This is a genomic window from Gammaproteobacteria bacterium, from assembly GCA_035546635.1.
Taxonomy (GTDB): Bacteria; Pseudomonadota; Gammaproteobacteria; order JAURND01; family JAURND01; genus DASZWJ01.
Map to the genome: position 1 here is coordinate 132,226 of DASZWJ010000019.1, position 13,753 is coordinate 145,978.

Annotated in this window: 8 protein-coding genes; 2 read left to right on the forward strand and 6 right to left on the reverse strand. The window is 41.1% G+C overall.

From position 1 onward, the window contains the following. Positions 1–8: 8 nt before the first annotated feature. Positions 9–722, reverse strand: a complete 714-nt coding sequence (ubiG, locus tag VHE99_04650) for a bifunctional 2-polyprenyl-6-hydroxyphenol methylase/3-demethylubiquinol 3-O-methyltransferase UbiG (GenBank protein ID HVV68312.1) — start codon at positions 720–722, stop codon at positions 9–11. A gap of 213 nt (positions 723–935) precedes the next feature. Between ubiG and VHE99_04655 the strand changes: the two genes are divergently transcribed. After that, positions 936–5,792 carry an NACHT domain-containing protein gene (locus tag VHE99_04655; GenBank protein HVV68313.1) on the forward strand — a complete coding sequence of 1,619 codons (4,857 nt, stop codon included), beginning with the start codon at positions 936–938 and terminating at the stop codon, positions 5,790–5,792. Positions 5,793–6,188: 396 nt separating this feature from the next. On the opposite strand, the gene VHE99_04660 is transcribed toward VHE99_04655, so the two are convergent. The 4 genes from VHE99_04660 to VHE99_04675 form a co-directional block, all read right to left on the reverse strand. Then, positions 6,189–7,082, reverse strand: coding sequence for a cation diffusion facilitator family transporter (locus VHE99_04660; protein HVV68314.1), 894 nt, complete (start codon positions 7,080–7,082; stop codon positions 6,189–6,191). Next, complete coding sequence (gene sohB / locus VHE99_04665; GenBank protein ID HVV68315.1) at positions 7,066–8,067, reverse strand: protease SohB; 1,002 nt, start codon at positions 8,065–8,067, stop codon at positions 7,066–7,068. The genes VHE99_04660 and sohB overlap by 17 nt, the downstream gene beginning before the upstream one ends. A gap of 112 nt (positions 8,068–8,179) precedes the next feature. Next, positions 8,180–9,007: a hypothetical protein gene (locus VHE99_04670; protein HVV68316.1), complete on the reverse strand. Its 828-nt coding sequence runs from the start codon at positions 9,005–9,007 to the stop codon at positions 8,180–8,182. A 183-nt stretch (positions 9,008–9,190) separates the two neighbouring features. Next, a complete protein-coding gene (locus VHE99_04675; protein HVV68317.1) occupies positions 9,191–10,504 on the reverse strand; it encodes a TolC family protein in 1,314 nt (437 codons plus the stop codon). A gap of 197 nt (positions 10,505–10,701) precedes the next feature. Between VHE99_04675 and rpmE the strand changes: the two genes are divergently transcribed. Next, a complete protein-coding gene (gene rpmE, locus VHE99_04680) occupies positions 10,702–10,950 on the forward strand; it encodes a 50S ribosomal protein L31 (protein ID HVV68318.1) in 249 nt (82 codons plus the stop codon). 383 nt (positions 10,951–11,333) lie between these two features. Here rpmE and VHE99_04685 read toward each other — a convergent pair whose 3' ends face one another. Beyond that, the gene (locus VHE99_04685) at positions 11,334–13,526 is read right to left on the reverse strand and encodes an ankyrin repeat domain-containing protein (protein HVV68319.1); all 2,193 of its coding nucleotides are present in this window, start codon (positions 13,524–13,526) and stop codon (positions 11,334–11,336) included. Between the last annotated feature and the right edge of the window lie 227 nt (positions 13,527–13,753).

Consider the following 13,753-nt stretch of genomic DNA (forward strand, 5'->3'; position numbering starts at 1 on the left):
CTGGAGAGTTACTCAACAATCCCAGCCTTACAATGCACAAGATAATTCACATCCGTATCCTGTTTAAGACGGCAAGCATGCGTGATGGGATTATAAGAAAGCCCCGCAACCCGTAAAAGCGCTAAGTCCGACTGCCGCAGCCAAACAGCCAATTCAGAAGGACGGATAAACTTATCATAAGTATGTAAGCCTTTAGGCAGCAGTTTTAACAAATATTCCGCGCCGAGAATAGCAAAAGCATAGGCCTTAAAAGTGCGGTTAATGGTAGAGAAAAAAATCTCTCCGCCAGGCTTAAGTAGCTGCGCGCAAGCTTTAACTACTGAAGCTGGATCAGGCACGTGTTCCAATAGCTCCATACAAGTAATCACATCAAATGCTTGCGCATGAGAATTGGCAAAATCTTCTACAGTCGATTGCTGATAATTAATCTCAATATTTTTTTTAAGCGCATGTTCGCGAGCAGCAATAAGCGCCTTTTCAGACATATCAATACCCGTCACCTGTGCCCCTTGCGCTGCAAGACTTTCCGTCAAAATCCCACCGCCACAGCCCACATCCAATACCGTTTTATGGTTTAAATTTGTCGTATCAGTGATGAACTGTAACCGCACTGGATTAATATGGTGCAGGGTTTTAAATAGACCTTCAGGGTTCCACCAATCATAAGAAACCTGGTCAAAAGTTTGTAATTCCTGAGGGTCGGCATTAGTGGCAGGAGACATGTTATGCTCCAAATTGAGGCAGAAAAAAGCCGGTTAGCATAGGAATAATCCACTTGATAGGGTAAAAAAAAAGGATAATAGTATTTGTAGAGAGAAACGGCAAGACATTGATTTATAGGCTAATATATGGACATAATGCTAAAATATTTTTTTAGCGTGAAAAATTACCAATTAATACATAAATTTAACTTTTTGCTATTGTAAGAGGAACCAATGTCACATCAAAAAGAGCAAGAGCTTGTCTCATTAACCTCTTCTGCCGATCTGCAAGAAGAGCAAGCCCTTGAAGATACAGCCGATCAGAAATCATCTGAACCTGAAAAAATAGCACCGGTAGACCCATCTCCTCTTCAAATGTCGCCACCGCTTTTAAAAAAACAAGAAAAAAAACGTCGAGAGACGACCTATCAGCAACTACTGGAGCCGTTAGCTTTTACCTCCTATTCGTCTCCCGTTACTGCAAATTTCAGTTTCTTGGAGGCTCTTCAAGAATGTTGGGAAGCTTTTGAAAATTTAAATTTTCTGAATACTGGAACACAATTTACCTTGCAAGAAAATATTATTCTGGAGCAAGCTGTGGCTAAAGTTGTGGGTGCAATGGCAAAGTTACTCCATGAACATAAATTTTTCCCAGACTATACAGCAGAGGCTGTTTATTCTGCTAATAGTCTTTTGGCCATCATCGAAGATATGCTAAAGCTTAAAAAGCCAGAGCTCGAATTGTGTAGTGTGCAGATACGGCTTAAGGAATTAGTGGAATTGATGCAAAGTCAAATTTCCGTGTCATCCATGTTAACTAGTTTAATAGAAGATGCTAAAAGTTTGACCCAAGCGATAAGAGCTTATATGGAAAAGCCAGCTGATGGTAAAAGTCTTAAGACAACAGAGGGATCTAAACAAATCATACAGGCATATGGTGAATTATTAATAAAGTGTCGCATAAACGGTTTTTTACTAAATGATATATTTTTTTCTATAGATCTTTCCAATAATAAACAAAGAGACATAATTGAAGATGCTCTTTTAGATGAAATAATACATCTAGTCGATAACAACCCTAAATATAAAGATCAAATTAACGAGGCTGGGGTGGCAATAGGAGAAGTGCAAACGGAGTTTTGTAAATTGATAAAAACCATTCCAAGTGTTGCCAGTATTAATCACTGGTCTCAGGATTTAAAGAGCACTTCATCTTCCACAGAACCCAAATACCCTTTGTTACAAGCGATGCTAAAATATCATTACTTGCAGCAGGATACAGTGCCACTACCTTGTTCCGGCAGTAGGTTTCCTATTGAAGATTGTCAATTTCGTTTTTCATTCAAGGATAAAAATAAAACACCAGTAATAGAAAAATCTCCAAGTTTAGAAGAAAAAAAGTTCGGAGAAAAAAAAGTAGAAAGAGTCGAAGAGCAGTCAGAAGTCAAAGACCAAAAATTATCTCACGCGTCCTCTGAAAAAGAACCGATGCTTAAATTGTCACGACGCACTTTGCTAGAAGGTAGGGCCGCCGGTTCAGGGAATACGACCCTTTGTCAATTTTTTGCCAGGCAATGGGCGCAGGAAATAGATGAACAATCCGCACATGCATGGCAAGCACAGCAGTTTCATTATCTTTTTATTGTTTCATTACCCGACTTGTTGGCAGACGGCAACAGCTGCGGCAACATGCCAAGTCGAGTTGCAGCCTATATTTATAAACAGTTTAACCATGACTTGCAAAGTCAAACCAGTCTACGAGAAATTGCAGCGGTTCTAAGTCATGAACAAAATTCTCGCACATTATTATTCCTCGATGGCTTTGACAAAGTTGCAAGGTTTCTTGCAGATCATAAATCAGCGCACTATAAAATTCTCCATGAACTTATGGGATTTAGAAATGTATTTGTGACTACACGCAATTATGTGATTCCGCCAGCGCAATATCCTTTTGACTCTTGCAAAGTAAGTTCGAAATTGAACGAAACTGAGGTTAATGCTTATATTCAAGGCTATTGCAAATTTGCTCTGGAAGACAAAGAAAAAAAACGCCATGATCTGGCGCCTGATGCACAGACGGTAAGTCAGCAGGCATTTGCTTTGCGGGGAGAATTGGCACGCAATGACTGCTTCATGGAATTGACACAGACACCACTTTTTTTGGCGACAATCTGTGAAGATTACTTGCCGGCGTCGGTCGTTTCCAGCAGTGTTGGGGGTAAGGCTACAGACAAAGACTATAAAGTCGCAAAAACGGCCACTTGTGATTTGCCGAAATTGAATTTAGGTGAAATACATCATCATATCGTAACGCAAATATTAGAACGTCATATGCAGGCGTATCGGCCTGCTGCCACTTCTGCTCCCGAGCAAAGCCCTCATGAGTTTTATGCAGCGCGGCTGATGTTGCTTGGTGAGATGGCTTGGCGTATGTATGAATCACAAAAGTCTATAGTTGCAGGCTCTATACTTCGAGAACATATAGGAGGAATGAAAGATTTTCCTCACATTTATCAGCCAATGCATCAACGCATTGAGCAAGAATTTGCAGAAAGTTTGGCGTTAGGGTTTTTACAGTATCATCCAGATGATGAAACTAAACCGTTATTAGAGCGCAACTATTTTTTTATTACTTCAGGGTTTGAGAAATATTTCGCTGCTTTATATTTATTGCCATTGCTAACTCATCAGCATAAGGAGCAAGTAAAAAGCATGTCCAACTGGTTAGGGAAAAATAAATATCATCCCCAGCATGCGGTATTTCTGGAGTTTTGTGCAGGTTTAGCGGCGCAACCCGGTTATGATTTTGCATTATCAAGTTTTTGGGAGGCATTGCAGTTACCACCTCGGGATGTAGTGGGGAAAAGACATGCGCACTTAATCGCCAAATGTTTGATAGCATCATGGTTTGATCCCCGTATTCCAGGGCGAGAGCAATTGCTGGCTTCGATTCGGCAATGGATAGATAGTATGCTGTTAAAAGATAATTTGGAAAACACGGCATGGTTAGAGGACTTATTGCATGATAAGCCTGGATTAGTGCGTGCTTGTGGATGGCAGCTATCGACAAATTGGATTAAGGCTGCCAAGCATGAGGATAAAAATATTCAATTACGAACTCTCATTGCATTGGGTCGATTCGGTGTGAATCTTGTTTCCTATCCTTTGGGTTTAGAATTGTTTTTTAGTGCTGTGCGAATGCATGGTAGCGATGAACTTAATATTGGTTCTGTGGTAAAAAAAGCAATGGCTAGTTTGACAGTAAATTTTGCAGCCTATCCTGACAGTTTTAAACAGATACACGTTGCAAGATACTATACGACAACTGATGCTTTAACAGCCGTATGTTTCGCATTACGCGCAAGTGTTGTGGCAGGTTATCGGCCTGCTATTGAAATAGTATTTAAAATTTTGAAGTTTGAGGCGAGTTCAGGGCGTTACTTAAGCCATCCTGTTATGATGGCCGCATTATCAGTCCTAAGCGAACTAAGAGAAAAGCGTGCCACAATACCTGACCTTACCGATGTGATGTCTGAGGTGGCGATGAGCAGAAAATTTTCAGCTCAGATTCGAATAGCGGCATTTTCTACATTTTGTCCACTGACTGCTTCTCCTACAGCGCTTGCGGGAGTGCTTCAATTTACCAATCCAATGGGTGATCTTAATACTATAGAAACCGCGATTCAAGCGCTGGTTCCCAGCATAGCAGCGAGTCAAGAAGTACAAGAAGCCATTTTTCAACTTGCTATAAATAGTCGTCCAGCAGTTCGGGGAGCAGCGCTTTGCGCATTGGGTCAACTGCCAGATAATCTTATTTATCAGGAAAAATATTTAGCTGGAATACTTGCAATGTCAGCTCCTTTAGCGCGAATAGTAGAAGTTAGCCCAAGGTTAGCAAAGAATCTTGGCTCATATCCTCAGGCTTTATCATTGATATGTAAAGCGGCGGAGCAGGGAAATAGATTGGCAATTTATATTCTGAAACATGCTAATCCATGTGATGAAGTTGTCAAGGCGTTTTGCCAGGTTGCAAAAAAAGAAGATAGCGTTGCTCGGAAAATGGTGCTTTCGAAATTAGGTGAATGGTTACCTCTTTTTAGACTTTATAAAAAGGATTTATATAAAGAATGTTTAGGGTGTTTGTTGCTCGCTGCCAAAGATAAAGATCCTGAGGTTCGAGAAAATGCAATTGCTGCATTTAGTGGTTCTAAGCAGATTTCTTATCGACCGATTTTTGAGGCGGTATGCAAAGCGGCAACAGATGAAAAAAACATCGTACGGGTAGCAGCGGTCAATATTCTTACTGAATTGCATCTTCAGGTTCTTGAGCAACCCACTTACAATATCTTATTTAATGCGCTGGAACATAAAAAAGCTTTGATCCAAAAAGCCACGGTCATCGCATTGCGTAAGATTGGTGAAGAAGTTCTTACACATCCTAGGGCTGAGAAATTTTTGGACAATCTCAAGGCGCGAGCCGAAAACCATAAAGATTGTGCGCACAAGGAGGCGCTGGCTACATTGAGTGCAATGAAGCAGCATTTAGCTCGCCGTCCTGATATTTTAGCCTTGGTGCTGTCAGATCAGGAAGCGCGCGATTTGTTAGATACGCATACCTTGATTCAAATTTACCTGGAATTAGAAAGAACAAAGGAAAAGACAAAGTCATTTTGGTCCTTCAGTAGCTCTCCAAATCCTTGTCTGCCAGTACTGGTTGCTCGCGTCCAACAAGAAGATCTGGCTATTGTGCTAGATTATAATTCACTCACTTTGGTAGCAGGTGGTCAACAATCACGATTTTATTTGGGGAACGATATTGAGTCAGCACATGCTTTAAGCACGGCGATTCGGCAAACTCGTGAAAAATGTGAACAACCTGCTGTCACGTTTAAATTTTGCACGAAAATGGACAATATTTATCCAGCTACAGCGTCAGCCAAGGCTCAAGCGCCATTGTTAAATGCGCATGGCTTTAAAGTGGATAAAAAACAGGTTAGGTCTACTTCTGTTTCTACCTCTACTTCGACCTCCATCTCCACCACCACTCCAAGCCACACTTCTATGACTCCAATAGTCCCTAGAAAAAAATAAATGATAACTACTCGCTAATCTAACTACTAGCACGTCGTCCCATGGATGCCATGGATGCCATGGATTTATACATAACTTTGCTCTAGATTGAAAAGTATGTCATTCCCGCGAAGGCGGGAACCCATCCGCTCATGGCAAGTAGCATAGAAGAATCCTCCCCTAGACTATAGGTACACTTTCTTCCATAGTCGCTGCCACGCGTGGATAGATTCCCGCCTTCGCGGGAATGACAAAGTTATTTTACCCGCTCAAAAGGATATAGAGCCAAAGTTATGTATAAAGCCATGGCATCCATGTCGGGACGACGTGCTAGTAATTAGATTAGTGCGAGTATTTACATTAGTAAGAGTATTTACATGGGATAATAAATTCACCACCATTAAAAAGAGAGAATCACTATTTCCATTGAACCAACTGTGAGCGCATTTCTGGTTGCAAAGTCACATGAGTGATGGCAAATTTTTCAGATAACATGATGCGTAAATCATGTAAAGTCCTTTGCCAATCCGTGAGGTCATCGAGTTCAATATGGGCTGATAAGACAATAAGACCAGAAGATAGTGTCCAAATATGTAGATCATGTACGGCGATGACTTTGGGTGTGTTAGCAATCTGCTTACCCACTTCGGCCAGATCCAAATGCAGCGGCACGCCTTCCATCAAGACCAGTAATGTTTCTCGTAACAGATTAATACTAGAAATCAAAATTAAAATAGCGATAAACATAGACAGCAGCGGGTCTATCGCCAACCAGCCGGTCAAGTGAATAACAATACCTGAGATTAAAGCGGCAACTGAACCTAATAAATCTCCCAGCACATGCAAAATAGCCGCACGCGAATTTAGCGTATGCTCAGCATGATGCAATATCCAAACCAGTAACAGATTAACGGCAATACCCAATGCACCGATCAACATGACAGTGTTGGAAGCCACAGCTTGTGGCCTTGCAAAGCGTTCTAACGCATGAAAGCCAATAAATAAAGCAATCAACACCATGGCCATACTACTGATCCAGGCGCCTAATACTTCAGCCCGACCTAAGCCGTAAGAGTGTTGTTTAGAGGGAGGTTTGCTGGCAATCCAGGCAGCAATGGTGGCCAATATCAATGATGCACCATCGGCGACCATATGCCCGGCATCACTGAGTAAGGTCAATGAGTTAGCCATCCAGCCGAAGATGCCTTCTATAATGGCAAAACCAAATAGCAATACACTGGCGATCAGTAAGGCATTTTTAGAAGTCTTATGCTTATGGTTGCCATGAGCATGTTTATGTGGGTGTGACATGTTTTAGATTCGCTTTAAGCTGTTCCATTCCTTGTTGAGCCGCGGTACTAAATTTACTCATCCAGGTCTTTTTAACCTGATAACACACTTCATAAATATCGGCATTACGACTGGCAGTAAGCAGATAATCATCGCTGGTCATAATAGCATCGATTAATTTGAGTTCCAATGCGCGACTTCCGTACCAATGTTCTCCGGTTGCGACTTTATCCATGTCGAGATTGGGACGATTTTCTAAGATAAAAGCTTTAAATAAGGCGTGGGTTTCATCCACTTCTTCCTGAAATTTTTCTCTTCCTTGCCGGGTATTTTCGCCAAATAAGGTCAGTGTACGTTTATATTGTCCTGCCATAATTTGTTCAAATTCTATGTCTTTTTTCTTGAGCAATTTGTGGAAGTTGGGAATCTGCGCGATGACACCGATAGAGCCGACTACGGCGAAAGGAGCAGATAAAATGTGATTGCCAACGGCAGCCATCATATAGCCGCCGCTAGCGGCGATTTTATCGACGATGACGGTTAAGGGAATTTGTTGCTTGCGTAAGCGTTGTAATTGTGAGGCAGCTAAACCATAAGCATGTACCATGCCGCCGGGGCTTTCTAAGCGTAAAACGACCTCGTCTTTGGGAGTGGCGGTGGTGAGTATGCCGGTGATTTCTTCACGCAGGTTTTTGACGGCTTGTGCGCGGATGTCGCCTTGAAAATTCAACACAAAGATGCGTTTGCGCATTCCCGATTTTTTTTGTTCTTTTTGGAGTTTTTTGGTTTCTTTGTGGTGGCGTTTTAGCTCCTGCTTGCTGCAGGTTGTTTCGCATAATAACTGCTCCATGGCTTCGTACTTATCATTGATTTTTTTGACTTCTAGCCGGTCTTTGGAGCGGCTTTTACCTTTGCTGGAGATGGCGATGATGCCGCCGAAGAGGATAAGGATGGCAATGACAATCGTCAGAGCCTGGGCCAAAAATAAAGCATAGTGAGCTAGCATGGAACAGTCCTAGTTATTTGGAAAGTTCTACAATAAATTCAGCTTCTTTAGATGTCAAGGTTAGTAGGCGTATCCCGGCATGGATGCCGGGACGACGTTATGGAAGGTAAAGTTAAGCGGGAGCAACTTGTAAACTTTTGCGTTGTTGGCGCAGTTTCAAGTCATTGAATTGCACCAGCAATACTGAAAAACCCCAGAGGGAAATGGTGGCAACCATAATCATTCCAATCACGAGACCGAGGGTGGGTAGGGAGCTGAATAGGAACGAGGTTAGCATTAAGGCTAATAAAGTGACTAATGCTTGGATAATTGAAAAGACCAGCAGAACGAAAAAATTGCGCCACCAATGACCCCAAACGAGTTTGCAGCTGGCCTTGATAGATTTAACAGCGCTGCAGTTGTCCAATACCATGGCGAGCTGATAGTAGCCTACCAGGAAAAAAAAGAAGAGAGTCGCAAATAGCAATGGTATTCCCACCACAATCATTAGAATAATAAGAAGAGGTATAGAAATGAATTTTAATAAAATCTCCACACCTATGACTAATCCCCAGAGCAGCGTGGGTATTATAAAAATCAGCAATGTAGCACCTATCGCTGGTAAAAGTTTTTTAAGGGCGATTTTTAATGAGGCTCTGCTAGTTAGATAGGGTGGCGTCACTAGGTTATAGATGCGATGAAAGTTGAATAAACAACCAAATAAGGGCACAAGAACGCAGGCTAGGGCTAATATTGCACCTGCAATGGAAAAAAATGTCCCATTGGGAAGATTTAGCTGGTGAGCTATGGGCGAGTTGTCGTCTAGCAGCGATAATATCAGCAAGGGAATTTGCCACAGTAATTGCCAGAGCCATATTTTTAAAAAAGTCGTTTTATATAATCGAGTACTATCAGAAAAGATACGCACTATGGATTGGGGTTGTGTAGCGAAATTAAACATTCTGCTGACTCTGGTTAGGTAAAGATTTATTTTGTATTATAACTATTAACGTAGTATTAAATGTTGAGAAAGTGTGACCTTTCTCTAGGGAACAAAAAAAGCTCCACAACCTTCTCCCATTCTGGGAGAAGGTTGTGGAGTATTTTTTGTACCCACAGAGCGTACAACCTCTGCAGCAAAGGACTAATCCTTCTCAAAATAACGCAATGCAGCACGTGCTTGAGCTAAATCGACGGCAGTGCGCAATTGGTTGAGTTGGGTGTCTAAAGTTTGAAGCTGTGTTTGTAATGCTGACAAAGTAGTGGAGAGGTGTGTGGGGTTTTGTATGGTTGAGTTATCTGAGGCCGCATTGTTCATTTTCGATAGCTGATGATCTAAATTTTGCCAAGTTAGATATTGTTTTATTAGGTTTTTTAACAGGTTACGCGAATTGATTTGCTGTTGCTGGCGGGCGGCGTTAAGGCGGTTACTAATGGCAAGAGTATCCTGCATTTGCGTGGTACCGCTGTGGCTAGGTAGGTTGAGGCTCAGTTGGCCACTAATCATATCCAACTTGGGATCGGCGTTGATGGCATCTTGTTGTCGCATACCATAGCTTGCGCCCACTTCCAGTGTCGGTTTATTCAGTTGTTTGCTCCAGGCGCTTTCAGCTTCAATCGCTTTAATTTGGGCGGTGTCGGCTTGTAGTTGGGGGTGATTTATGAGCTGTGATTGCAGGGTCGGTAAAGCAGGTGGGTCAGGCCAGGGGGGTAGGTTGTCGGGCAGTGGACGGTTACTGTTTGGCTTGCCTATCCAGCGTGCCAGTTGGGTTTTAGCCGTGGTGATTTTTTTCTGGATGGTATTTTTTTGATTATTCATGCGGATTAAAGCCAGCTTGGCTTGTAGGGCATCTTGTGCGCTATGGTGTGAATTGGCTTCTGACAGGATTTTATCAGCCAGTTGTGTGATGGTATCGCTATTATTTTCGATAATTTTTGCTGCCTGATACCCATAATAAAGTTCTAGCCAGTCATGGCGCACATCGCGTAATAGTTGACGTTTTTTTAGCTGATTGTTTTTCTGTTTAACGGTTACAAGCGCTTGTTGGGATTGAATTTCTTGTGTTTCATTGTTGCTAAATGCTTTGTGCAGGCCAACATTAACTACGGTTTTGTCATCTTGCTGGGGAAGGAGCGGGTTAGGTGAAAAATTGACGGTATCAAAAACTAAGTAGGTATCGGAAGAGGGTTGGTCTACTTTGGTTTGGATATCGCCACTGCTAAGGGCTATTTTGGTGGGTTGGAGCTTGAATTTATCCCATAAAGCTAGGCTTTCGGCTTCATTTAGCGTCAATGGTTGGTTGCTATTGGGGGTAGCAATGGCATCAAAGGCTGAAATCCATAATATGAATATTAGGATAGTCTTATGGGGGAATTTAGATGAAAGTATGAATTTGAACAAGTTGTGCAGATAGAGGTTAATATTTAATAATTGACTGATTTGATACCTAAAGATCATGGTTGATGCTCCTTGATCCTTGGAAGACTTTATTCCATGTGAAAGGATCTTAACTATGTGTCTAATTGTACCACAAGAATACTAATATTTTATTAACAATTGATCTCCCTGCGTCTACGTGGTTTAATTTACGACCTATTTAGCACTCTATTCCTTGAGTGCTTAAGTTTTTTAATGTTTAGTTAGAAGGCAAAGCTATGAAAAAAGATATACACCCTTCTTATGAAGAGGTTACTGTTGTTTGCAGTTGCGGGCATTCATTTGTTACCCGCTCTACCATAGGTAAAAAAGTCCTGCAGATTGAGACTTGTTCCAGCTGCCATGATTTTTATACGGGCAAGAAAAAATCATTAGAAAATGTTGGACGCGTCAGCCGATTCCGCCAAAAATATGGTCAAGGTGGGGGAGCTTCGGGGGGAGAAGGGAAGAAGGAAGCAGCGCAGTAATATGCTTTCACTTCCCTTATAGGGGCGAATCTCACCCCCTTTTTCAAGGGGGTGAACCACCGTATGTTCAACCTTCCCTAAAGGGGGAGGAGGTTACAATAGTTAACGAAGTGGCTTGCCTAATAATGTTCTGTACACTGGGCAAAAAGCACTGTCATTTCCGCGTAGGCGGGAACCCATCCGCATATGGCAAGGAGTTTAGAAGAACTGCCTCCCCAGGCCATAGGTAAGTGTAAATTGTTTTTCTTCCTTAGTTGCTGCCATGCGTGGATGGATTCCCGCCTACGCGGGAATGACAATACTTTTTACAGGAGTGACATTTTTTGTCCAGTACAGAGCTAATAATGACGCAGATACTTATCTTTTATAAATTGCATACTGGATCAAGGGCCTCTGTTTTTAACATGTAAATTATTTAGCTTCTCAATCTCTTTCAGCGTTTCTACGCAGTTAAAACCCTGTCCTATTATTTGAATAGCACTGTTAAAGGAAATTCCACGCCTATTAGTTATGCCACGCTGTGACTCAGGAATCGACATTAACTGACTATGCAATCTTTCTAGCTCTTCTGTCAAATCAGCCGAAGTAATGTAAGCTGGGAGTTCGCGTAGATTTTTAGCATCAGCAATTCCTTGAACGGTATTAGCATTCTTGCGTAGTAGCTTAGCAACGATTAATAATTGTTCTTTAAGTTGTTGCAGTGTTCCAATCTGTTCTGAAACTGGTTCTTCTGCTGTATCAGTTTTTGAAAAAAATGCTCCATAATCCGATGGAGACGGTTTTTTTTCTTCAGGTGCCATTCCTGTACCTAAATTTACCAGGCCAATAGTTAATAAATATTGATGGATTTTACGCGCTAGATATTGTTGATAATTTTCTGGCTGTAGCGGAGAGGATGAGGGGCTTTTCTGTTGTTGTTGCAACAAATGACCTAATAATTGGCCTCTTTTATTGTTCCAATACTGTTGCAGCCAACTTTGAAATTTCTCATTTTTTTTACTTTCTTGAATAGGTTGAGCCGAGATATTTTGCAGTTGCTGTATCACCTTAGGACTCAATTGAAATCGCTGTTGATTCTGTTTCAAGAGAGCAGCTATAAAATTATTCATGACATCTAAGGTTATTGGAGGCCAGAAATGGTCTCCCGTTATTTTAAAATCGTTTTCAATGTGTTTATTTTCATGTGGGAGGGATTCAGCTCTAAGCCTTGCCAGTTTTAAAATTTCTTTTTCTTCTGCGGCGTCTTCAAGATCCGGGGGGACATAACTTTGTATCAGCTCAATAAGTACGATTGGCATGCAAAGGGGTAAGTTAAGTCTGATATTTAATAATAATAAAGGTCGTATCTCTTCGAAGATTGGTATGACAAAACGTTTTAAGTATTCTTGCCACCATCGCTCAGAAAGAGAACCAGCAGGTTCAATTGAGCCATCGACCAGATAATGCCAAATTTGAGACCTATGCTTTTTAAGATAACAGAATGGAGTAAAACCCTGGTTATCTACTATATTCAGATAGGCGCCTTTTTTTATTAAAAAATCTATAATCTGGAGAACACTGACATTGTTATTTAATTGAGCTGCTACAACATGGTGTAATGCTGTTTTTCCATCACGATCCTGCACATTGATGTCTGCTTGCCGGTCAATTAGCTTTTGAATTATTTTTAGAGCCAACTCCAATTCTTGAGAGCGACAACCGTTAAGTTCTTCGCACAATATTCGTAGCGGTGTGTGTTTATGAATATTTATGGCATTAACATCTGCCTTATGATCCAACAACTCATTCATAACAGCCAAAGAGCTTGGTAAAATCCGCGTAAGAGCATAATGTAGGGGAGTTGCCCCTTCCTTGTCCTTAAAATTTACCTTTGCTTTGGCATCAAGCAATATTCTCGTCGCCGTTTCTTGACCCCTTCGTGCACTTAAATGTAATGGTGTTTTCCCAGTTTGATTTGTAGCATTTACATCTGCGCCAGCGTTAATTAGTATCTGCATGTACTCTGAATGTCCATGAAATGCAGCTAAATGTAAGGGTGTATTTCCAAAGCCTTCGTCAAACTTAGCAAAAGTCTGGATCACTCGATTTCTTTTATTAATATTATGATTTTTAGATTCTAAATCCAGCAGTTTAGTGCCCAGGCGTGCCTCAAAATGCCTTGCGATATTTCCATAAGCATCTTCACTATCTTTAAAGATAATATTTAATAGCTGCCTTGCTGCCGATATATTTTTATAATCAGGGGTTGTTATAAAATGTAATAAAGTAGTTACGGATAAGTCTTCTGCGTGAAAGAGAGCTATAGATAGTCTGGAATGTTTATTGGTTAAGCTAATTTGGCAATCTTCTTCTGGAAGTAGGTCGTGCAGAGGCTTATCCAGATGCTGTACTTCAGCTATTTTTTCCTGAGAAACCTTCAGGTATTTTGGATAAGCACTCAAAGTTGGATAATTTAGTTGGTTGGATTGCTTTAAACCAATATATAAATCTGTGAGAAATTCTGCCAAAGTGATACTGGAGTCATCAACCGTCATGGTATATTTAAAGCCATTATCTAGAATGATGGTAATACGCATTTGCTCTTTCTCATTATAGGATTGTCTGCAGAGTTATATGTTAAATGAGCAATCTTAATTGAAAATTAAATCTCAGTGTCGCGGGTTCTAGATTCTCTGTACTAGACAAAAAATACTGTCATTCCCGCGAAGGCGGAAACCTCCTTGAAAGGCATAAAAACATCGTTAATTTTATCAAAATAAAGTTTTTATGGTCTTTGAAGGGTTTGAGTGCCTGTGAGGGATGG

Bases quoted from the DNA above. Each gene is read 5' to 3' on its own strand.
- VHE99_04655 (HVV68313.1), top strand. From the start codon at position 936: ATGTCACATCAAAAAGAGCAAGAGCTTGTCTCATTAACCTCTTCTGCC.
- VHE99_04685 (HVV68319.1), bottom strand. From the start codon at position 13,526: ATGCGTATTACCATCATTCTAGATAATGGCTTTAAATATACCATGACG.
- VHE99_04675 (HVV68317.1), bottom strand. From the start codon at position 10,504: ATGATCTTTAGGTATCAAATCAGTCAATTATTAAATATTAACCTCTAT.
- ubiG (HVV68312.1), bottom strand. From the start codon at position 722: ATGTCTCCTGCCACTAATGCCGACCCTCAGGAATTACAAACTTTTGAC.
- VHE99_04670 (HVV68316.1), bottom strand. From the start codon at position 9,007: ATGTTTAATTTCGCTACACAACCCCAATCCATAGTGCGTATCTTTTCT.
- VHE99_04660 (HVV68314.1), bottom strand. From the start codon at position 7,082: ATGTCACACCCACATAAACATGCTCATGGCAACCATAAGCATAAGACT.
- rpmE (HVV68318.1), top strand. From the start codon at position 10,702: ATGAAAAAAGATATACACCCTTCTTATGAAGAGGTTACTGTTGTTTGC.
- sohB (HVV68315.1), bottom strand. From the start codon at position 8,067: ATGCTAGCTCACTATGCTTTATTTTTGGCCCAGGCTCTGACGATTGTC.